This window comes from Pseudomonas kulmbachensis (genome assembly GCF_963681935.1).
GTDB classification, from domain to species: Bacteria; Pseudomonadota; Gammaproteobacteria; order Pseudomonadales; family Pseudomonadaceae; genus Aquipseudomonas; species Aquipseudomonas kulmbachensis.
Genome location: NZ_OY817088.1, coordinates 631,330 through 652,780 on the forward strand (window position 1 = coordinate 631,330; position 21,451 = coordinate 652,780).

Genomic DNA, 21,451 nt, shown 5'->3' on the forward strand with positions numbered 1-21,451 from the left:
CCTTCGGGTGTTCGATACAACCAATAAAAAAACCAGGACAAGAGGGCGAAACCATGTCGCTTGGCAAGTCAGAACTGCTCAGGGCCTATCGCAAAATGCGCGAAATCCGCGTGTTCGAAGAACGCCTGCACCAGGAAAACACCACCGGGGACATTCCCGGGTTCATTCACCTTTACTGCGGTGAAGAGGCCATCGCCGTGGGGGTCTGCGAAAACCTTGAAGACACCGACTATATCGGCTCGACTCATCGAGGGCATGGGCACTGCATCGCCAAGGGCTGCGATATCCACGGGATGATGGCGGAAATTTTTGGCAAGGATTCCGGGCTGTGCCGCGGCAAGGGCGGCTCGATGCATATCGCTGACTTGAGCAAGGGCATGCTCGGCGCCAACGCCATTGTCGGGGGGGCGCCACCGCTGGCGATTGGTGCGGCACTGACCGCCAAAACCCTGGGCAATCGTGGTGTGGCGGTGTCGTTTACCGGTGACGGCGGCTCGAACCAAGGGCTGGTATTCGAGGCTATGAACATGGCCGTGGTGCTGCAATTACCGGTCATTTTCATGTTTGAGAACAATGGTTTTGGCGAGGCTACCGGGCATGACTATGCCGTCGGCGGGCGCAATATCGCGCAGCGTGCCGCGGGCTTCGGGATGCCAGCGGTCAAGGTCGACGGTACGGATTTTTTCTCCGTATATGAGGCCGTCGCGGTTGCCGTAGAACGGGCCCGAGCCGGTGAAGGCCCGACCGCTATTGAGGCGGTTGCCCATCGTTGGTACGGCCACTTTGAAGGCGACCCGATGCTCTATCGCGCTGATGGCGAAGTCGAGCGCCTGCGCAAGGACAGCGATCCGCTGCAAATTTTCAGTCAACACGTTGCCGGTCAAATCTCCCCCGAGGAACTGCAAGCCATCGACGCCGAGGTCAATGCCTTGGTCGGTGACGCCGTGGCCAAGGCCCGAGCGGCAGACTTCCCCGCGCTAGAGAGCTTGCTGACCGACGTCTACGTGTCTTACTGAGGATTTGAACCATGGCAATTCGTACTTATCGTGAAGCGGTCAAAGAAGCCCTGGCTCAGGAAATGGCCCTCGACGACCGAGTGGTACTGATAGGTGAAGACGTATGCGGCGGCCAGGCAGGCACTGCCGAAGTTGGCAGCAAGGGCGAAGCGTTCGGTGGCGTACTGGGCGTGACCAAGGGCCTGTGGACCGAGTTCGGTTCGGCGCGGGTGATCGATACGCCCATCACCGAGTCGGCGATTATCGGCATGGCGGCAGGCGCGGCCATGACCGGCCTGCGCCCGGTTGCCGAACTGATGTTTATGGATTTTTTCGGTGTCTGCCACGACATGCTCTACAACCAGGCGGCCAAGTTTCGCTACATGTTCGGAGGCAAGGCCAAGGCCCCGATGGTGGTGCGAGGCATGATCGGCGCCGGCTTTTCGGCAGCGGCGCAACACTCGCAGTCGCCCTACCATATTTTTGCGACGACACCCGGCCTCAAAGTCGTGGTGCCATCGTGCCCATACGACGTCAAGGGCCTGTTGATTCAGGCAATTCGTGACGACGACCCGGTGGTGTTCTGTGAACACAAGGCGCTTTACGACATCAAGGGCGAAGTGCCCGAAGAGCCTTACACCATCCCGTTCGGCGTGGCCAATTACACCCGCGAAGGCACCGATGTGACCATCATCGCGCTGGCGGCGATGGTGCACAAAGCCAATCAGGTGGCAGACAAACTGGCTGGCGAGGGTATCTCTGTCGAAGTGGTCGACCCGCGCACCGTATCGCCATTGGATGAAGACGGCATTCTGGAATCGGTGACCTCCACCGGCCGCGTAGTGATTGTTGACGAGTCCGCCGCGCGCCTTGGCTTTGCGCATGATCTGGCGGCGCTGATTGCCACCAAAGCGTTCTACCAACTCAAAGCGCCGATCATCATGGTCACGCCGCCGCATACCCCGGTGCCGTTCTCGCCGGTGCTGGAGCAGGCCTGGATACCCAGCGTTGACCGCATTGAAGCGGCCGTGCGCAAAGTGATGGAGGCCTGAGCATGAGCGCGATCAAGATTATCGAAGTGCCCAAGTGGGGCCTGTCGATGGAAGAAGGCACGCTCAACAGCTGGTTGATTGAAGAGGGCGACAGCTTCAAGCAGCACCAGGAAGTGTGCGAAATCGAGACCAGCAAAATTGCCAACGTGCTCGAGGCCCCATTCGATGGTGTGCTGCGGCGCAAGGTTGCTACCGCCGGGCAAACCCTGCCGGTGGGCGGTGTGCTGGGCGTGGTTGCGGATGCGTCGGTCAGTGATGCCGATATTGATGCGTTTTTGGCGCAACGCGCCGCGCCCGCCGGTGCCGCAAGCCCTGAGCCAGCAGTTGCTGTGACCGTGAAGGCAACTGAGCCCGCACCGGTGCCGAGCATGAAATCAGCGGGTGGTTGGCAGGTGCCTCAAGCGTTGCTGGGCGCAAGTGTTGCCCCGGTATTTGCTACGCCGCATGCCACGCGTCTGGCCAAGGAACTTGGTATCGACCTGAGCCGTATCAGCGGATCGGGCCCCGAAGGTCGGATCAGTGTGGCGGACATTGAACAGGCGGTACGCGATAGCGGCGGTAAGGTCGCAGTGCTCGAGCCCGCGCTCAAAGCGTCCGGGCCTGCACGCTCCTGTGGCGATGACAGCCAAGTGCTGGCGACACCGCTGGCGCGTCGTTTGGCCGCCGAGCTGGGCATCAATCTGAATGATTGCCGCGTAACCGGCAGTCGTGGGCGAGTCAGCAAGGCGGACGTGTTGCAAGTCAGCGCGGTGCAGAACCCGGTGCTGGCTGCGCCGACTCAAGTGGCCCCCGAGCAGGCACAAGCCGAAGTGCTGCCGATGACAGGCATGCGCAAGGCAATTGCCGCGCGCTTGCAGGAGTCCAAGCGCACCGCGCCGCATTTCCGCCTGCACGCGGACCTGGATCTGGAAGCGCTGCTGACCCTGCGCAGCGAACTCAATGCTGCGGCCCCGGCGATCAAACTGTCGGTCAATGACTTGCTGATCAAGGCGTGCGCGCTGGCGCTGATCAAAGTACCCGACGTGAATGTGCAATTTGATGAAGCGCGCCAGGCGGTGCTGCGTTTTAGCGATGCCGACATCTCTGTGGCCGTGGCCCTGCCCGGTGGCTTGATCACCCCTATCGTGCGTCAGGCCAACCGTAAAAGCCTGGCGCAAATCTCTGGTGAAATGCTCAGCCTGGTGACCAGGGCCAAAGCGAGCACCCTCAAGCCGGAAGAGTTTCAGGGCGGCAGCTTCAGTATTTCCAATCTGGGCATGTTGGGTGTCAGCCAGTTCGACGCAATCATCAACCCGCCCCAGGGGGCGATTCTGGCCATTGGTGCGGGCGAGCAGCGAGTCGTGGCCCACAACGGGCAAGTCGCGGTGCGCACGCAAATGACCGTGACCCTGTCCTGCGATCACCGGGTGATTGATGGCGCGCTGGGTGCTGCGTTCCTCAAGGAACTCAAGCGTCTGGTGCAAACCCCAAGCCTGATGATGCTCTAGGAGCGACCATGACCGATAAATTTGATGTGGTCGTCATCGGCGGCGGCCCCGGAGGCTATGTCGCGGCTATTCGCGCCGCACAGCTGGGGCTCAGCACCGCGCTGGTCGAGCAGCAGCACCTGGGCGGCATCTGCCTGAACTGGGGCTGCATTCCCACCAAGGCAATGCTCAAAGGGGCCGAAGTCGGGCATACCTTGAAGCACCTGGGCACCTTTGGTTTCAGCGCAGAAAACGTCCAGTTCGATATCGCCCAACTGGTGGCCCACAGCCGTGGGGTGTCGCAACGCCTCACGACGGGGATTGCTTACCTGTTGAAAAAAAACGCCGTCACTGTGATCGATGGTCGTGGTCGCGTCACCGCCAAAGGCGTGGTGACGGTGAGCGCCGAGCAGGGCGATCAGGTGCTGCAGGCGCGACATATCATCCTGGCCACTGGTGCCCGCCCCAGACCGTTACCCGGTCTGGCCGCCGATGGGCAAAAAATCTGGAGCTACTTTGAGGCGCTGGTGCCCAAAAGCGTACCGCCGTCACTGCTGGTGATCGGCTCCGGGGCCATTGGCGTGGAGTTCGCCAGCCTGTACAGCGATCTGGGCAGCCAGGTCACGCTGGTCGAAGTGGCCAAACAAATCATGCCGGTCGAGGATCAGGACGTGGCCAGCCTGGTACAGCGTGAGTTCGAACAACGGGGGATTCGTGTGCTGACTCAAGCACGAGTCAACAGCGTGCATGGGGACGTCGGTGCACTGCAATGTCAGGTCGTGCTCAGTGATGGCCGTGAGCAGACCTTGCACGTAGCGCAGGTATTACTCGCGGCCGGGATCGAGCCCAATACCCAGGACATGGGCCTAGAAGCACTGGGCGTGGAGTTTGAAAAAGGCTTTATCAAAACCGACCCGTGGTGCCGCACCAGTGTTGCCGGGCTGTATGCCATCGGCGACGTGGCCGGGGCACCGTGCCTGGCGCACAAGGCCAGCCATGAAGGCGTGCTATGCGTAGAAAAACTGGCGGGAGTAGAAGGCGTACATCCACTGGATAAAAGCCGTATCCCCGGCTGCACCTATGCCCGGCCAGAGGTTGCCAGCCTCGGGCTGACCGAAGCGGCAGCCAGGGCCAACGGCCATAACATCGCAGTCGGGCGCTTCGACTATCAGGCCAACGGCAAGGCGCTGGCCATGGGCGAAGGCATAGGTTTTGTGAAAACCATCTTTGACGCGCACAGCGGCGAATTGCTCGGCGCCCATATGGTCGGCCCGCACGTGACCGAACAGATCCAGGGCTTCGGCATTGCGCAAACCCTCGAAGCCACCGACGTGGAATTGAGCCAGGTCATCTTTGCCCACCCCACGCTCAGCGAAGCCATGCACGAAGCGGTGCTGGCGGCACGGGACCGTGCCCTGCATCAATAAGCCGCGTATTGGTTGGCTTATGGTGAAGGCTGGCTGGATGTGGACCCACTGTTGAAAGGAAACCAACGAATGAGACTCACAGGCAAAATCGCATTGGTAACGGGGGCGGCGCAGGGTATTGGTCGCGGTATTGCACTGCGGCTGGCCAAGGATGGCGCTGATATCGCACTGATTGACCTGAACCTGGAAAAGCTGGAACACGTGGCCAGGGAAGTTCAGGCCCTGGGGCGCAAGGCCGTCACTTTTGTGGCTGACGTGGGCGACCGCGAGCAAGTGTTCTCGGCGGTTGACTACGCCCATAACCAGCTTGGCGGGCTGGACATCATGGTCAACAACGCGGGCATTTCTCAGGTTAAACCACTGGCTGATGTCACCCAGGAAGAAGTCGAGCGCATTTACCGCATCAACGTTCAAGGCACCCTGTGGGGCATTCAGGCCGCTGCCGAGAAATTCCAGGCGCTCAAGCGCAAGGGAAAAATCATCAACGCCAGCTCCATTGCCGGACATGAAGGCTATGCGTTACTGGGGGTTTACTCCTCCACCAAATTTGCCGTTCGCGCCCTGACCCAAGCGGCGGCCAAGGAACTGGCCGTACACGGCATCACCGTCAACGCTTACTGCCCAGGCGTAGTGGGCACTGATATGTGGGTCGACATCGACAAACGCATGGCAGAACTCACCGGCGCGCCGATAGGTGCAACCTATGAAAAGTTTGTCAGCGGTATTGCCTTGGGCCGGGCTGAAACACCGGATGACGTCGCGGCATTTGTGGCCTATTTGGCCAGCCCGGATGCGGACTACATGACCGGTCAGGCGCCGCTGATTGATGGGGGGTTGGTGTTCCGTTAAGCCAGACCGTTAACAGAAAAGACGCGCCTGCTGTCCCCAGGCGCGTGCTGCTTAGTGCATCGCCAGACCATCCAGCGACTTGTCGACATACGCTTTGGCCAGCTCCACCAAATGCGCTACCGACAACACCAGATCACGCTGCACCCCGCTCAAACCATTCCCCGCCTCACTCGCCGAGGCGCCCGCGCAGCGCAACAAGTCTGACGCCTGGGCCAAAGCTGCTTCTGAATTGACACTGCTGGGGATGGCAAACATGGCCATGCTCATGGGGCGAGCTGGCTTATGGTCTTGCAGGTAGAAATCGAGCGCACGATCAGCGGCGGCACGGTCCAGCGACTGTGAATCGCACTGAGCAGCATCTTGCAGGGTAAAAGAGGGGGGATCGGGAGTGATCTTTTTCATGGCAACTCCAAACTCGTTTATGGAGCTGCCTCCCATGTCGCGACTAAACGAACGGGTGGCAGCCGTACGCAGGTTAGTCGACCGGTGAGCTCGGAAACCGGCGCGCCACAAGGGCGCCCTGCGCACGGCCACCATTAAAGTGCGGCCGAAAAAAAGCGCCTCACTAAGGTGGCGCCTTGCGCCTTGCTCATAAACCGGGCGACTAAACCCGACCGCTGATTTGCAGCGATGGGCCGAGACTATTCCCCGATTTTGGCAGGCGCAAGCGAACGAGATTTTCTCGGAAGTTTCACTGGAATGAAAGCGAATCGTCGTACGAAACGGCTGAATTTAAAGGCTTATGTTGTGTGGCCTGCCCGCTGTCGAGCAGGTAAATCCCCCCTCCGGAATTGGCCACGCGAGAACAATACATGAGTGAAACTCCCGCCCGTTTGAGCACACCGCCCGAGGGCTACGGTGACTGGTTGACTGACCTTAAAGGCCGTATTCACGGTGCCCAGCAGCGAGCCACGCTGGCAGTCAATCGTGAGCTGGTGCTGCTGTATTGGCAGATCGGCCACGATATTTTGACCCGTCAATCTCAGCAGGGCTGGGGCACGAAAGTGATTGAGCGTCTGGCGCAGGATTTGCGTGCAGCCTTCCCCAGCATGAGAGGCTTTTCTCCACGCAACCTCAAATACATGCGTGCCTTTGCCGAGGCATGGCCGGACACGGCAATTGTGCAGCAGGCTGTTGCACAATTGCCTTGGGGGCACAACCTAGTGCTGCTGGACAAACTCCCCGGCCCCGAAACCCGCCGCTGGTATGCCGCCAAGGCAATCGAGCACAACTGGTCGCGGAATGTTCTGGCTCTGCAGATCAAGGGTCGTTTGCTGGAGCGCAGTGGCAAGGCGGTGAGCAATTTTGAAAGCTTCTTGCCCAAGCCGCAGTCTGATCTGGCGCGTGAATCGTTGAAAGATCCCTACCGTTTCGACTTCCTTGGCCTGAGCGCTGATGCGCATGAGCGCGAGATCGAAAGAGCCTTGGTCAAGCATGTCACCGAGTTTCTGCTGGAACTGGGCGCAGGCTTTGCCTTCGTCGGCAAACAAGTGCTGCTGAATGTGGGGGGGGATGAGTTTTTCATTGATCTGCTGTTCTATCACCTCAAGCTGCGCTGCTATGTAGTGGTCGAACTCAAGGGCGGTAAATTTAAACCGGAGCACCTAGGGCAACTGGGTTTTTACCTGGCCGCCGTGGATGGGCAGGTCAAGCATCCACAAGACAGCCCCACCATCGGCCTGCTGCTGTGCACCAGCAAGAACAAGGTAGTGGCCGAGTACGCCTTGCGTGATAACACCCGCCCCATCGGGGTGGCCGAATACCAGCTGGTAGAGTCCCTGCCGGAAGAGTTGCAAACCAGCCTGCCCAGTATTGAACAGATTGAACGTGAGTTGGCAGGCGAAGAAGTGTCTGCGCAAGACGATTTGTTAGAGGGCGCAGCAGACGCTTCTTAAGACTAACAAGATGATTCGTAGTTAAGCTTCGGAAAAGTCCTAGATGATTATTTTCATAAATAACTAATAATTACGCCCTTTGACACCCTGTCAGAGGGCGCGAAAAAATAATCAACAAACCCTGTAATAACCCGCTTCGTTCGTGCCTGTGAGCGTGTCTTGATTTAAAAATAAGTGCTGCTTATTCGATTTGTTTGTTACAAATAAGTTTTTTATTTTTATTTACTCTATTGACGGGCCTGTAGTTTAAGACTGTCCGTTATATCAAAAGGGCTATTACGTGAAAAAACTGTTTAAAGTTTTGCTGTCTGGCACCGCTGCTGCAGTGTTACTGGCACTTGTGGGTTGCGCCACAGAGAACTCGCGAGCCCTGCCAGTGGAAAAAGTCGCCAGTGTTGCAGTTATCTATAACGGCGTACGCGTACCCATTGCCGTGGGCAAGTTCGATAACCGCTCCAGCTATATGCGCGGAATATTCTCAAGTGGTGTAGATCGCCTGGGCGGACAAGCCAAGACCATTTTGATCACCCACTTGCAGCAGACCAACCGTTTCACTGTTCTGGATCGAGACAATATGGGTGAAATCGCCCAGGAAGCAGCGATCAAGGGGCAAGCGCAAAAATTGAAAGGTGCAGATTTTGTGGTAACCGGCGATGTGACCGAGTTTGGGCGCAAAGAAACCGGTGATCGTCAGTTATTCGGCATTTTGGGTCGCGGCAAAACTCAGGTGGCCTACGCCAAAGTCAATTTAAACATCGTCAATATCAACACCTCGGAAGTTGTGTATTCAACCCAGGGGGCGGGGGAGTACGCACTTTCCAATCGAGAAATCATTGGTTTTGGTGGCACCGCCAGCTACGACTCGACACTGAATGGAAAAGTGCTGGATTTGGCCATGCGTGAAGCAATCAATCGACTGGTTGATGGCATCAATGCTGGCGCATGGAAACCGGGTAACTGATCAACTGCAACTCAAGGAGTAGAGCACTAATGAATCATTCGGTGAAGTTGGCGCTAATGCTAACCGCGATAATGAGTGTTGTCGGGTGCCAAAGTGCACCTAAAACGCTCTATCAGTGGGAAAGTTACCAGCCGCAAGTGTATGAATATTTAAAAGGTGAGCCCAAGGAAGCTCAAATCGAGGCGTTGGAGCGGGATCTGCAAAAGATCAGCGCCAGTGGTCGTATGGTGCCACCGGGTTATCACGCGCATTTGGGCATGTTGTATCTCGCTTCAGGCAAGGATGATCAGATGGTGCAGCAGTTCAGTACCGAGAAGGCGCTGTTTCCCGAGTCGGCTCCCTACATGGACTTTTTACTCAAGAACGCCAAGACCGGAGGCGCTAAATGATGCCGCGTTTTCTAAAGTATTCGGCTGTGTTGGTGGTCGCGGTATTGCTCGCAGGCTGTGCCGGGCCCAAGACCATTGCTTATGATTACTCGGCGTTTAAACAAAGCCGTCCTAAAAGTATTCTGGTGCTAGCGCCGATCAACGAGTCACCCGAAGTTCAGGCCCCCTATAGCCTGTTATCGCAAGTTACTTTTCCGCTGGCTGAAGCGGGCTACTACGTTCTGCCCATTGCACTGGTAGACGAGACCTTCCGACAGAACGGTTTGACGACTGCGCACGACATCCAGGCCGTTGATACGGACAAACTGCATGAGATTTTTGGCGCGGACGCGGCGCTATATATCACCGTTACCGAGTACGGTACTCGTTACAGGGTGCTTTCCAGTGACACGTCAGTGACAGCGACGGCCAAACTGGTAGACCTGAAAACGGGCACTACCTTGTGGGCAGGCGCGGCGCGGGCCTCCAGCGAAGAAGGCAAAAGCAATAGCGGTGGGGGGCTTATCGGCATGTTGATCAGCGCAGCGGTCAAGCAAGTGTTCAACTCCTCGACCGATGCAGCACACCCAATGGCCGGTATCGCGAGTGCGCGCATGCTGTCACCAGCTCGGCCCGTGGGGATCCTCTACGGCCCACGTTCACCCAAGTATGGGTCGGACTAGTATGTGACGCAGAGTCTGCATTAAGCCCAGCTTAAGGACGGCAGGTCAGCTTTATTTCAGGCATTAAAAAGCCGGCTTGTGGCCGGCATTCTAGTCGTCCGGAGGTTTTCGAGTGTGTCGTCGAAGTCTAGATTTTACAGGGGTTAAAGCCTAGTATCAGTCCGAATATGTCCGACCCTGAACGCTGCAAGCCGAGATTAAGGTGTGGGTCGTGGTGTGGGTCATAACGACGGGGGCTTTATGGGCAAGCTGACAATCAAGGCAATCGAATCACTTGTTAAATCCGGAGATGCAGGAAAAACCAACGACGGCGATGGTTTGTATTTCCAGATAAGCAAAGCCGGTGTGTCCAGTTGGATTTTTCGTTACAAGCTGGGTGGCAAAGGCCGGGAAATGGGGCTGGGCCCTTATCCAACCGTTACCCTCGCGAAGGCTCGCGAACTGGCCGCAGATCAACGGAAAGTTTTGGTTGCTGGAGGTGATCCTCTTGCCACCCGTGATGCTGAGCGAGAAGCCAAGCGAGAAGCTGAGCGACAGGCGCAGGCGCGAGGTGTAACTTTTGATACTTTGGCGACCGAATACCGAAACGCCCACGGCGCTGACTGGTCGGAGAAATGGCGTAAAGGCTGGCTGCGGAAGTTGGAGCTTTACGCCTTCCCTGTTATCGGCAAGCTGTCGACCAGCGACATTCAAGTCGAGCACGTCTTGAAGGTATTGCAGCCGATCTGGGCGACCAAGACCCGTACCGCCGATGAAGTGCGTGGCCAGATTGAACAGATATTGGACGCGGCCAAGGCCCGCCGCCTGCGCGATGGTGACAATCCAGCACGCTGGCGCGGTCACTTGGATAATCTGCTAAGTAAGGCTGAGAAGAAGAAGGCTCGCAAGCGTCAGCACTTTCCAGCTATGCACTGGGGCGACGTTCCGGGGCTTATGGTCAAGCTGGCGCAGAGCGAGACGCGCGCCGGCATGGCAGCTCGCCTGCTTATCCTGACCGGCGCACGTGCGCAAATGGTCCGGCTTGCCACTTGGGCGGAGCTTGATTTGCAGGGTGGTGTCTGGTCTCTGCCCGCCGAGCGCATGAAGATGCGTCAAGCCTTCGATATTCCCCTAGCTCCTCAGGTTGTTGAGCTTCTCCAGGCGCTACAGTCGATGCCATGCATCACTGAGGACAGTCCATATCTATTCCCAGGCCAAGGAAAGACCGGCGTCATGCACGCTAACGCCATTCGCAACCTGCTACACAGTCTCGGCCATGCCGATATTACTCGACATGGCTTCCGTGCGAGCTTTCGCGACTGGGCAAACGAGTGCACCACCTTTCCTCGAGAAATCTGCGAGCTGGCTTTGGCTCACGATGAGCGCGATCAGACCGAGGCTGCTTACTCCCGATCCGACTTCATCAAGAAGCGGCGCGCCCTTATGGCCGATTGGGCAAACTACGCGACCAAACAACCAGCACATAACGTCGTTCCGATTCGGAAAATAATCCATGACTGAGCATGCCGAGCTCGATTTGAATCAAGTGCAACAAGGACCTAAGTGGGCAGACGCAACACTTGATGACCTTGAAGTGGGGCTCCTGTGCGCACTGGGTGGCGAGAGTTACGCAGAGCGATGCCTTATCGAGTACTTCCTTGAGCGAATGACCGCTGGTCAGCCATATGACATGAGCGTATTCACACGCTATATGACAGAGGTTTTCAAACAAACCTTGGAGCGAACAGCCGACAAGGAGGATGCAACTCTGCTACTGCGTCGAAGACGTGGACGCCCAGAGGACGCCAGCAAAATTGACCGGGACTTCGGACTATCAGCGGCTGCCGTACTCCGTCTACGAGACGGGCTTGGCTGGGAGGCAGCCTGCAACGATGTCGCTGACCGGTATCGGGTTTCGGAGCGCCAAGTACATCGCGCACTGGAAAAGCATCGAGACGACGCTGAGAAACTTATAGATACCGAACTTCATGGCCTGCTGGATGGCTTCGAAGGTTAAAAACCATTAAATGTTCCGATTTAGTGGTTTAGTGCCCTCTGTTTCGCTCACATAGTTTAGGCATCGTCCGCTTCATTACGAGGGGGCCCCAGAGATAACGACGATGACCGTAACAGAACAATCTCCCCGCTGTATTTGGCGCATGACAACGCTGAAGGCTAAAACCGGCCTGGGTCGCACTACGATTTACGATTTGATGAAGGATGGCCGTTTCCCGAAATCCCGCCGCATTGCTGGCGCCCATGCAGTTGGCTGGGATTCTCTCGAGGTCGAAGCGTGGATTGCTGAGCAGTTGGGGGAGCGCCAGTAATGAAAAGCGACCACTCCCTTTGCCAGAAAAGCAGCCGCACCCATGGACAGGTTGTTAGTTTGATCAACCGCCTGCTTCTTTGTGAATCCGTTTCCATCCTTCTGATTACAACGATGCAGTTCGCCCCGTATTGGCTGGTCTTGGGGGCGATGATGACCAATACCGACCGCCGTCTCGAGAATCATGAGAGCTTCATCCTGGACGAGATCCTCTCGCTGCTTGATGGTTATGTCTGCAGCAGCAAAATTCCGTCCGAACTCGTGGTTTTCGGTGACTTCCTGACCCCGCAGGAGGCGTAGCCCATGCCTACCCAACAACCCACGAATCAACGCGGGCCGGCAGTGTTCGGCCTGAAGAAAGTCTTCGCTGGCGGGCTTGCACTGATGCCGATCCATATTGAGATTCAGCGCATCGCTAATGCTGCCCTGGTCGACCCCGACAATCTGCTGGTTGACTGGCTGCCGGATGGCAAGCGCATCGGCAAAGAGTACTGGCCGACCAACCCGGTACGCGGTGACCGTAAGCCCGGCTCGTTCAGCATTAACTTGCACACCGGCACCTGGCACGACTTCGCCAGCGGCGATAAAGGCGGCGACCTTGTGTCGCTACTGGCCTACCTGCGCGGCTGCCGTCAAACGGAGGCCGCCCGCATCATTGCCGGGCAGCTGGGGTTGCCGTTCGGCGGCGACGATAAGCGCGACCTTCTCGCCGAGGAGGTCGAGCGTCAGCGTATCGCCCGCGGGCGCGAGCAGCGCCAACAACAGACCGATGCAGAGCAGCAAGCCGGGTGGGATCGCGCCGCCGCTCGTGCGCGTCGCGATTGGGCGTTCTCCGGGCCGGCTGATCCCGATCATCCGTATTTGGCCCGTAAACACATCAAGCCCCACCACCTGCGTCAGCTCGGCGACATGCTGCTGGCTCCGATCTGCTGCCGTGGCAAAGTGGTGAGCCTTCAACGCATCGCGGCCGACGGCAACAAGCGTTTCATTTCGGGTGGCCGGATCACCGGCTGCTACTGCCCGTTCGGGCGTATCGAGCCCGGCGTCGAGCTGTTCATCGTCGAGGGTATCGCCACTGCCGCGACGCTTCACGAGCAGACTGGCAGGCCGGTCGCCGCAGCAATGAGCGCCGGCAATGTGCTGCGGGCCGGCTTGGAGTTGAAGCGCCATTATCCCAATGCCGTGCTGATCGTCGGCGGCGACGATGACCGCGCCAAGGAAGCCGAGGGCAAGCCCAACGCGGGCAAGCTGGCGACCCTCCATGCGGCTGCGATGCTTGACTGCGGGTACGTCCTGCCGGCCTGGCCGGAGGATGCGCCTCTGCATCTGTCCGACTTCAACGATTTGGCCGTATGGCGGGAGGAGCGGGCATGAATGCGTTGATGACCGAGATTAAGAGTCCGGCAGGTTTGGCGCCTAAACCGCTGCTTCCGGACACCATGCCGCCCATGCTCTACCCTCTGGACGCCCTGACCTACGAAATGCGCGACGCAGTCGAGGCGATTATTGAGCATGCAATGGTACCTGCCGCCATCGCCGGGCAGTGCGTTGTCGGCGCAGTCACCCACCTGGCGCAGACGCGTGTCAACGCTTGGCACTTCAAGGGCAAGCCGGAAGGAGCGCCTTGCTCGCTGTTCATGCTGTCGCTTTTCGATTCGGGGGAGGGTAAGTCGAGCGCGCGTGAGCTGGCTTTCAAGACGATTGACGAAGCGGAGAAGGAGGCGCGCGCCGAACACCGCCAAGCCTGCGCCGAGATTGAGGCAATGGCTGCTGGCCTAAAAGGTAAGGCGCGTGATGAGTTTCTGGCTTTACACCCGCTGCCGCCCGATCCGAAGACCCAATACAGCGATGCGACATTCGAGCCGCTGGTTGGCGACTTCATCCGGGGCAAGTCGGCTGCAAGCTGGGACACGGACGAAGGAGGGCAAATGCTCGGTGGTCACTCGCTTAAGGCTGACACCGTGGCCGCGACCCTCGGCGGCCTGACGACAGTCTATTCCTCAGGGAAATTCGAGCGCACCCGCTCGCGCGGCAACCTTGAAGGCTCCGGCGTGGCCTATAACCGCCGTCTGAGCATTCACCTGATGGCACAAGCAGTGACTGTGGCGGGGGCGCTGAGCGATCCGCTGTTGGTCGGGCAGGGCTTTCTAGCACGCTTCCTGCTCGCTGCGCCGGTTAGCCTGGCCGGCACTTGCTTCATCACCATCGAGTCACTGCAGCACAGCGCCTACGTAGACCCGCGCCTGCAAGCGTACTGGTCGCGCTGTAAAGAGATCGCCGACAGCCCGGAATGTATCGATCCGGAAACCGGCGAGGTCACCCCGCCTGTTCTGGAGCCTAATGCAGAGGCTAAACAGGTATGGGTAGACTTCCGCAACGAGATTGAGAGCGAGCGTGGACCGCTCGGAAAGTTCGCTGGCCTGAAGCCGTTCGCCGCCCGCGGCGCCGAGCAGGCGTTGCGCTTGGCTGCTGTGTTTGGCCTCTTTAGGGGCGTTGAGCAGATTGATGGTGACTGCATGCGTAACGCGTGCAAGTTGGTGCGTTACTCCCTCTCTGAGTGGCAGCGCTACACCGATGCGGCCCCGGTTAATCCTGAACAGAAGGTTGCCATCGAGCTGATGAGTTGGTTGCGCGATCCCAAACGCACGGCCACGTGGCAAGAGTTCCACATCAATGATCTGGGCAAGTCGGGGCCGGCTGCGGTTCGTTCGGCCAAGGTGCGCGACAAAGTGCTGGCCGTTTTGATGAAGCATCAGCACCTGCTGAGCAGCGACGGTAAGCAATTCAGGATCAACCCCCTTGCGGAAGTTGCGGATTCTGCGGAAGCCCAGCAATTGCGCGGCTTTGCGATTGCGGAAGATCTGCGAGAAATTGCGGAAATTGCACGGATTACCTGCGCTATTCGTCCCGCATCCGCAGCGCTCCCGCAAGTTTCCGCAGTGCTTCCGAGCGCAGAACCCCAGCAATTGCACAGCCTTCCGCAGAAACCGCAGAATCCGCAACCCCCTGCATCAGCGCGCGCCCGCAGCGAGCAGAAGTGGGAGTTAATGCTTTGAGCGCCGCGGAGCTGATGCACCGTGCAGGTGAGGTCGGCGTCGAGATGGCGATCGGGCAGGATGGCTGCCTGCAATTGCGCGCTGATCGCCAGCCGTCAGACGACCTACTGGCCGAACTGGTTGCTCACAAGGTCGAGATCATCACCGCACTGAACGCCGCCAACGATCCGATGCCGTCACGCGCATGGTTGGCCCGTGTCGCGCGCCTGCTCGACACCCGTCCTGCCGTATTGCTGGAAGGCAGTCACCTGGAGCCGCACGACCTTACCGAGCTGGCTGGTACGGATGCGACTCTGGTAGCTGACACGATCCGCGCCAGTCCAGCATGGATCAACCGGTCGCAGCGAGTCGAGCAACCGGCCGAGATCCACGCCGCGGATGAACCTGCGCCACAGCACACCGTCCACACCGCCGCTACGGCGTCACAGGTATGGCGAGAGGCCGATGCGACATACACCAACCACCTGATGAGCTGTCTCGCCTGCCATGCGGCAACGAGTCGTTACTGTGTGGCTGGTTTTGATCTGCGCCAGCGGTATAACAACACCCCTATGGAGGTGAGCGAATGAGCAGTGCCTTGAAAGAGAAGTTAACCATGGAGGAAACGGAGGAACAGGCTTTCGCCCGCAATTGCCTGACCCCGGAGACCTTGAGCGCGGCATTGCTTGTTAGTAGCAACCTGGTCGGCGATTCGCCGGTTACCGATGTTGTCCTCGAACTGAAGCGGCAGACGGCTGCAATCAACAACGGCGACATGACTCGAGCAGAAAATATGCTGGTGGCGCAGGCGCACACTCTGGACGTTCTTTTCGCGCAGCTTGCAAGTCGGGCACTGAGGGCCAAGCACATGGATGGACTGCAATCCTACATGCGCCTGGCGCTAAAGGCCCAGAACCAGGCCAGGGCTACCTTGCAGACCCTGACTGAACTCAAAATTCCCAAGCAGGTCGCTTTTGTGAAACAGGCGAACATCGGCAATCAGGTCCAGGTTAACAACGGTATCCAAGACAAGCCCGCGCGCACGCGGAAAACCAAAAAAGTGCAGAACGAACTATTGGAGGTTGAGTATGGCGAACGGCTGGACACCCGAGCGACGGGCACGGCAGGCGGAGCTGATCCGGCAATGGCGACCTTGGGAACAAAGCACCGGACCGCGAAGCGCCGAGGGTAAGGCCGCTGCATCGCGCAATGCCTGGACAGGCGGGATGAGGCCGCTGCTGCGAGAACTGGCCGAAGAGTTGCGAGAGCAGGACAAGATTCGTCGCGAGCTCTTGGACTGAACGAAACGCCACGGATGGCGATTACCAGGTGTTTATTGATTCCAGGGGGACGATCTAGTCCCTCCTCTTAGCTAATTGAGCCGTTCTCATAAACATGGCCTCAGCCTTAAATTTAATAGTTGTCCGTCCCGTTTTGTCCGATGATGTATTGCACCTGAGGCATGCCTTAGCTGCTACGCGCACATTCAAATTTATTTGCCCTTTCCGCTTGATAAGTGACACTCATAGTGCAACAGTATTAGTAGAGCACCCTAACTGATACGGAAGGCACATCATGTTCATCCGCGCATATCTCCGAGCATCCACCGAAGAACAAGACGCCAGCCGCGCCCAAGCCTCGCTTGACCAGTTCGCCAGCGAACATAACAAGGTCATCGCGAGCGTGTATTTGGAGAATGCCAGCGGCGCTTCCGCAGACCGGCCCGAGTTGCTGCGTCTGCTCAAAGATGCGCGCAAGGGTGACGTGCTGCTGGTGGAGTCGATAGACCGCCTTTCCCGCTTGCCGGTGGAGGACTGGCAGAAGCTCAAGGTCACGATTGATTCCAAGGGCCTGCGCATCGTCGCGCTCGATCTGCCGACCAGTCACCAGGGAATGCAGGACACGAAGGGCGACGAGTTCACCGGGCGGATGCTTGGCGCTATCAACTCGATGCTGGTGGAAATGATGGCAGCCATTGCGCGCAAGGATTACGAGCAACGCCGCGAGCGTCAGGCCCAGGGCATCGAGAAGGCCAAAGCTGCCGGTAAGTATCAGGGCCGGCCGATTGATGAAGATCTGCACAAGCGCGTTACAGAACTGCTCGGTGCAGGCCTTGGCATCCGAGCAACAGCCAGGCACGCCAACTGTTCAACCACCACCGTCCTCAGGATCAGGGACTTGGCCAGCGCCTGAAAGCGAATCCACAGTCGATTTCTGCCTGTTGCCACTGTCAGCTTATCGCCCCTCGTAACAGGCAGAAATCGGCCAGAAGCGGACGTTTCTGGGGGGAGAAGTCTGCCCCAAAAAGAATTATGCCAATGCTGGCCTAAACGGATAGCGAACGGAGGGGAAAAGTGGACTTTAAAGAAGCATTCACCCTGGTAAATGATCTTGCCCAGGCCATGCCTGCGATATTCGACAGGGTCACTTTAGAACTCGCCTTTGGTGACGCCAGTCCCGCCATCGGTGACTGGTCGGACCCAACCAACTTGGGAATGCTGGTCACCGGCGATGGTGTCGGGTGCAAGAGTGGCGTGTATTTTTTTGGTACCCCTGAAGGGCAAATCCTCTATATCGGCAAGGCAACCCGGAACAACCTGCACCATCGGGTCTGGGACCATGTTAAGACGCCCAGCATCCGAGAAGACGGTTGGCGAACCTTTCCCAACCATTGGTTCACAGGGTTTGTGAACGACAAAAATCCAGTGCCTCACATTCAAGACGGTGAAGCACGGATTGCAGTCATTACGGTCTCTGACCCGGTGATGGTATCCCTCATAGAGGTCTATCTACAGACGGCCCACATGAAACGGCACGGTACATTGCCAGCTTTCAACCGACAAATTGGCTAGTTAACTGACTGGCATTGCTTGTGGTTGCGTCGTACTGACACTTGCACACTGCAACTCAGGCTGGCCAGTCAGCTCAGATTTGATCAGCTCGACAGTGCGCAGCACCTCCGTGACCAATGCCCCGGGATCAGACAAACAGTCCATTTTGCTGGCAACGTTGTCCTGGTAAAGGCATGAGTACCATTTGAACGCATTCCAATTCCGCCACATCAGGTACAAAGGCAATTGAGGCGTTTGCGCCAACAATCCTCCATCGCTCGCCAGTTTCCCGCTACTGACCGGCACTACGCCATAATGCAGCGCATCAGTAGCAACCTCGATTCGTAGCAGCATTCCTTCGACACCAATGTCGAAAAACTGCCCCACGTGCTTCAACCTCAATGCCTTGGGCAAAAACCACTTGCGGCAATTCGCCTCGCTACTTTCATGCCCGGTAAAGTCAATCGGCGATGACACGGGCGGACAACGTTCTGACAATGCGTGTCGCACAGCATCAAAGAAGCCGAACAATACTGTTCCCTTCGCATGGGGCAGTGCCTGGGCGATGGCCTCGGCAGCCTGCAAATTGTCGTCGGCAATGAGAAGTTCGATCAGTGCATTTCGTGTGGTATGGGTCATGGCTCGCCCGGTGATTTTCTGGACCAGATTCTTGTACTGGATCAATGCATGCTGAAGTGCCGGCGTCGCGCTTGAGGTGCTGACGCACTGCTCAAGCCAGTCGAGAATGTGCTCCTGGTACGACAGTCGACGGTAGCTCACGCCGCAATGACTGCTTGCGTGCGCCTCCGCGCCTTTCTTTGTCAGGTAACACAACTGCCACTGCTTGCCTGAGGCCTTGCCAATATCGTCATAACGCTTGAGTTGTTGGTTGCCGTCGATGGCGTCGATCTTGTTTTCGATCAGGATGAGGTGATCCCTCAGGTGAATCACCACATCCACACGACCGTATCCCGCGAAAATCTGCTCCTTTTGCACCCTGGCGTCGCTGAGGCTGCATTCGTGTTCGAAACCAATTGTCGACAGGAACAGTTCAAGGAAGTACACACCTTGACCGTGACGGCCCTTGGGGCTCAAGAGTTCTGCGATCATCGCCGAGTGAGTGTTGACCTCGGCCCGCTCGATTTGGGTGATGGAGAAGAGGTTGAACAGCTCACCGCTTGCTGCGAGTTTGGCGTTCGTCTCCCTCACCAGGCTGCCGGCCTGACTCAACAACAGTTGTACTTTTTCCATGCTCACTGTTTCCCCAGAATCGGATTCAGTATTTTTCGTAGTTCAGACTCGATTAACCCAACCCCGAAGTAAGATGTCGGCGGCACCTCGAAACTTTGATAACTATATGTAATTTCCACATCACGAATTAAGTGCGGTCTTGCCCGAAGCTTAAGTGCATACGTTCCGGATTCCAGGAGCGACTCGACGTGATTTTTGATTCGATCAGCTATCGACTCTCGCTTCCCTAAATAAAATGGGATCGGTTCGCCTGCTGCCAATGCCGCTAAGTGATGCTCCACCCTACTCGGGTAATAACGAGGGATTTTTCCGTCATGCGCTTCGGCCCGTATTTTTCCCCATCGCTCACCAAATTCGCCAAGTTCCGCTGCTGTGAAAAACTTAAATTTCGCTTCGAAGTAATAAATCCCAGGCTTTTGAGGCAGGACAGGAAGCTCACCGAGATCAAGCGTTTTTTGGGTTTCTCGCAAGTGTTGGGCAAGTGCAGTAATTGGCGCATGTTCAGTCAGTTTTGAATGAGCACTTACCAGTTGCTTCAACGCCGCTTCAAGTCTTTCCAAAGGTCACTCCAAAGTTCTGCACAAAGAGGCACCCAAGAGTGCGTATTCATCGTGTTGTCCTCCATGTTGCTGAAGGGTAAGGGTGGATCAGTATCAGTGCGCCGTTGCCGCTATTTTCCCCGTAGCTACCGGTCACAGATCCTGCCTATTCCATTGCGAATCAAAGCTTACGTCAGCGCATGACAAGTGCATGCAAGGTATGGAACAGGTGCTCGAGTATTTTTCCAGCGGATACATCTGTGTCAGGCTTCGAGGTGGCGGTCGTGAACGGCCTGTACCCCGGGTAAAACGTATCCTGCAAGCTCAGCGCTTGCACTTGCTGTAATCGCGTGGGCATGCAGGGTGCGGTGCTGGAAAGTACCAGGCAAAGGATCGCCGCCTCTCGCAATGCCCCCCTCGGCCTACCGTCATTCGATCTGGCCAATGCCTCAAACAACTTATGCAGGAAGCAAGACAGGTGAAACAGTTCGTCTTCGTCCAACTCAAGCATGTGGCGCCAGGAGACGTTGACGTGACAATTGAAGCGGTGCTGTTTGTCGATTTCGGGTAGAGCCCGTCCCAGAAAAAGACACTCGCTGGCTGCCACGAGCACATCCGGCTGTACGTCCTCGACGACAAAGGCAAAGCCCTCCAGTAGATGTGCTTCATCAGGATCTGCCGGGTTGTGATGCAACATCACCGATGGCAAAACAGGCTCTTTGGATGACGCGTCACACAACTCGGCCTCGATAAAAAAGCCTAGTGCGACCAAACCGTTCAGTGCCCGCAGAATGATCTCGACCAGTTGCTGACGATAATCCCGGTTGAGTTGGCCTTGATGGTCGAAGATGTGACCGTCAACTTCCTTGATCTCCCACAGGATGTTATGCAGATAACCGGTTGTTTCGTGATACCAGTATTTCAACCTCCGCGCGTCCTCGCCAACCGGCTCCATCAATGCCATAAGAGCTTTGGTTTGCCTCAGTTCCTGCAATTCGCCTTGCAACCGTATGACTTCCTGCTCGGACGCCTTGAGACTAGCTTGCAACTGCCGGTCGCGAGACTTGAGGCTGGCGGCGAGGTCCTGCCCCACAGCGAGTTTGCCCAGTCGGATTTGCCCAGGAACTGGATTATCAAAACGCGCAACTGGAAGCCGCTCGCCCGGCCCCAGTAACTGGTCACACCAGTTAGCGAAGGTCAGGTCCTTCGACGCGCTCGCAGACAAGCGGCCTTTCAGGGCGCGGTCAAGCACCACCTCTTCCACGTCGGTAAAGTCTGCCAATACACCGTATTTGCTCAGAACACTCAGTTGAGCTGCCTTTGCCTTGCTCTCTAAACCCACAGTCGCTCTCCCTAGCTCAACACTGTCTACCGACAAATCGTCGAGAGCATGCCAGTAGGCTTGGCACACTGCCAGCATCGCGTGAGCTGGGTGTATTGGTCGATTAACTCTGCCATCCGTACTGGGAGATCTGAATAGGGTTGAGTTTGCTGCTGAACGACAAACCTCTTATCACTCGCCACTGGATAAGTCGGACGCGACGTACTGACTTGCTCATCGCGACCAACCCCCGGATTCCAGATTTCAATTGCCTTGTGAGTCTTCTGGCGGTTAACGCTCGGACCCACGACTAAATACTCGCCTTCAGGAGCAGTCATTCGAGATATGTCCTCTAAGCAGACGCCCCTACTTGCCCCGAGTTTTTTTGGTGCGTATCACTTTGGGTTATCCCGACAAAGTGCAACAAAAAACACATTTCCTAAGCCCTGAAATCAAGACTCGTCCGTCCCATT

23 protein-coding genes are annotated in these 21,451 nt (G+C 57.3%); 19 read left to right on the forward strand and 4 right to left on the reverse strand.

Annotated elements, in window-relative coordinates; all coding sequences use genetic code 11:
• Positions 1 to 53 precede the first annotated feature (53 nt).
• The 5 genes from U5A05_RS03080 to U5A05_RS03100 all read left to right on the forward strand — a co-directional run bounded on the left by U5A05_RS03080 (position 54) and on the right by U5A05_RS03100 (position 5,789).
• On the forward strand, positions 54 to 1,016 hold the full coding sequence (locus U5A05_RS03080) for a thiamine pyrophosphate-dependent dehydrogenase E1 component subunit alpha (protein ID WP_321835635.1): 963 nt from the start codon (positions 54 to 56) through the stop codon (positions 1,014 to 1,016).
• A gap of 11 nt (positions 1,017 to 1,027) precedes the next feature.
• On the forward strand, positions 1,028 to 2,047 hold the full coding sequence (locus U5A05_RS03085; RefSeq protein ID WP_261740770.1) for an alpha-ketoacid dehydrogenase subunit beta: 1,020 nt from the start codon (positions 1,028 to 1,030) through the stop codon (positions 2,045 to 2,047).
• Between the two features lie 2 nt (positions 2,048 to 2,049).
• On the forward strand, positions 2,050 to 3,534 hold the full coding sequence (locus tag U5A05_RS03090; protein ID WP_321835639.1) for a 2-oxo acid dehydrogenase subunit E2: 1,485 nt from the start codon (positions 2,050 to 2,052) through the stop codon (positions 3,532 to 3,534).
• 8 nt (positions 3,535 to 3,542) lie between these two features.
• Complete coding sequence (lpdA, locus tag U5A05_RS03095; RefSeq protein WP_321835642.1) at positions 3,543 to 4,940, forward strand: dihydrolipoyl dehydrogenase; 1,398 nt, start codon at positions 3,543 to 3,545, stop codon at positions 4,938 to 4,940.
• Positions 4,941 to 5,009: 69 nt separating this feature from the next.
• The gene (locus U5A05_RS03100; RefSeq protein WP_261740773.1) at positions 5,010 to 5,789 is read left to right on the forward strand and encodes an acetoin reductase; all 780 of its coding nucleotides are present in this window, start codon (positions 5,010 to 5,012) and stop codon (positions 5,787 to 5,789) included.
• A gap of 51 nt (positions 5,790 to 5,840) precedes the next feature.
• Here U5A05_RS03100 and U5A05_RS03105 read toward each other — a convergent pair whose 3' ends face one another.
• Positions 5,841 to 6,191, reverse strand: coding sequence for a DUF6124 family protein (locus tag U5A05_RS03105; protein ID WP_261740774.1), 351 nt, complete (start codon positions 6,189 to 6,191; stop codon positions 5,841 to 5,843).
• Between the two features lie 410 nt (positions 6,192 to 6,601).
• Here U5A05_RS03105 and U5A05_RS03110 point away from each other — a divergent pair, with 410 nt between their 5' ends.
• The 14 genes from U5A05_RS03110 to U5A05_RS03175 all read left to right on the forward strand — a co-directional run bounded on the left by U5A05_RS03110 (position 6,602) and on the right by U5A05_RS03175 (position 17,888).
• Positions 6,602 to 7,684: a PDDEXK nuclease domain-containing protein gene (locus tag U5A05_RS03110; RefSeq protein ID WP_261740775.1), complete on the forward strand. Its 1,083-nt coding sequence runs from the start codon at positions 6,602 to 6,604 to the stop codon at positions 7,682 to 7,684.
• 280 nt (positions 7,685 to 7,964) lie between these two features.
• A complete protein-coding gene (locus tag U5A05_RS03115) occupies positions 7,965 to 8,645 on the forward strand; it encodes a CsgG/HfaB family protein (protein ID WP_321835649.1) in 681 nt (226 codons plus the stop codon).
• A gap of 29 nt (positions 8,646 to 8,674) precedes the next feature.
• Positions 8,675 to 9,034, forward strand: coding sequence for a DUF4810 domain-containing protein (locus U5A05_RS03120; RefSeq protein WP_261740777.1), 360 nt, complete (start codon positions 8,675 to 8,677; stop codon positions 9,032 to 9,034).
• Positions 9,031 to 9,696: a DUF799 domain-containing protein gene (locus tag U5A05_RS03125; protein WP_321835653.1), complete on the forward strand. Its 666-nt coding sequence runs from the start codon at positions 9,031 to 9,033 to the stop codon at positions 9,694 to 9,696. The genes U5A05_RS03120 and U5A05_RS03125 overlap by 4 nt, the downstream gene beginning before the upstream one ends.
• A 240-nt stretch (positions 9,697 to 9,936) precedes the next feature.
• Positions 9,937 to 11,196, forward strand: coding sequence for a tyrosine-type recombinase/integrase (locus tag U5A05_RS03130; protein ID WP_321835655.1), 1,260 nt, complete (start codon positions 9,937 to 9,939; stop codon positions 11,194 to 11,196).
• The gene (locus tag U5A05_RS03135) at positions 11,189 to 11,692 is read left to right on the forward strand and encodes a hypothetical protein (protein WP_321835657.1); all 504 of its coding nucleotides are present in this window, start codon (positions 11,189 to 11,191) and stop codon (positions 11,690 to 11,692) included. Before U5A05_RS03130 ends, U5A05_RS03135 begins: the two co-directional genes overlap by 8 nt.
• Before the next feature lie 103 nt (positions 11,693 to 11,795).
• Positions 11,796 to 12,002, forward strand: a complete 207-nt coding sequence (locus U5A05_RS03140) for a helix-turn-helix transcriptional regulator (RefSeq protein ID WP_321835659.1) — start codon at positions 11,796 to 11,798, stop codon at positions 12,000 to 12,002.
• Complete coding sequence (locus tag U5A05_RS03145; RefSeq protein ID WP_321835661.1) at positions 12,002 to 12,301, forward strand: hypothetical protein; 300 nt, start codon at positions 12,002 to 12,004, stop codon at positions 12,299 to 12,301. The genes U5A05_RS03140 and U5A05_RS03145 overlap by 1 nt, the downstream gene beginning before the upstream one ends.
• A gap of 3 nt (positions 12,302 to 12,304) precedes the next feature.
• Positions 12,305 to 13,375, forward strand: a complete 1,071-nt coding sequence (locus U5A05_RS03150) for a toprim domain-containing protein (protein WP_321835664.1) — start codon at positions 12,305 to 12,307, stop codon at positions 13,373 to 13,375.
• Entirely contained in the window at positions 13,372 to 15,057 is a 1,686-nt protein-coding gene (locus U5A05_RS03155) for a DUF3987 domain-containing protein (RefSeq protein ID WP_321835666.1), read from the forward strand. Before U5A05_RS03150 ends, U5A05_RS03155 begins: the two co-directional genes overlap by 4 nt.
• Before the next feature lie 14 nt (positions 15,058 to 15,071).
• Entirely contained in the window at positions 15,072 to 15,626 is a 555-nt protein-coding gene (locus U5A05_RS03160) for a hypothetical protein (protein WP_321835669.1), read from the forward strand.
• Complete coding sequence (locus U5A05_RS03165) at positions 15,623 to 16,228, forward strand: hypothetical protein (RefSeq protein WP_321835671.1); 606 nt, start codon at positions 15,623 to 15,625, stop codon at positions 16,226 to 16,228. Before U5A05_RS03160 ends, U5A05_RS03165 begins: the two co-directional genes overlap by 4 nt.
• A gap of 383 nt (positions 16,229 to 16,611) precedes the next feature.
• Positions 16,612 to 17,229 (forward strand): recombinase family protein, encoded by a 618-nt coding sequence (locus U5A05_RS03170; protein WP_321835673.1) that lies wholly within the window; start codon positions 16,612 to 16,614, stop codon positions 17,227 to 17,229.
• Between the two features lie 161 nt (positions 17,230 to 17,390).
• On the forward strand, positions 17,391 to 17,888 hold the full coding sequence (locus U5A05_RS03175; RefSeq protein ID WP_321835675.1) for a GIY-YIG nuclease family protein: 498 nt from the start codon (positions 17,391 to 17,393) through the stop codon (positions 17,886 to 17,888).
• Here U5A05_RS03175 and U5A05_RS03180 read toward each other — a convergent pair whose 3' ends face one another.
• The 3 genes from U5A05_RS03180 to U5A05_RS03190 form a co-directional block, all read right to left on the reverse strand.
• Positions 17,889 to 19,118, reverse strand: coding sequence for a PDDEXK-like family protein (locus tag U5A05_RS03180; RefSeq protein ID WP_321835677.1), 1,230 nt, complete (start codon positions 19,116 to 19,118; stop codon positions 17,889 to 17,891). It abuts the gene before it with no gap.
• 2 nt (positions 19,119 to 19,120) lie between these two features.
• The gene (locus tag U5A05_RS03185; protein ID WP_321835679.1) at positions 19,121 to 19,678 is read right to left on the reverse strand and encodes a hypothetical protein; all 558 of its coding nucleotides are present in this window, start codon (positions 19,676 to 19,678) and stop codon (positions 19,121 to 19,123) included.
• 172 nt (positions 19,679 to 19,850) lie between these two features.
• Positions 19,851 to 20,999 (reverse strand): hypothetical protein, encoded by a 1,149-nt coding sequence (locus tag U5A05_RS03190; RefSeq protein WP_321835682.1) that lies wholly within the window; start codon positions 20,997 to 20,999, stop codon positions 19,851 to 19,853.
• Positions 21,000 to 21,451: the final 452 nt, after the last annotated feature.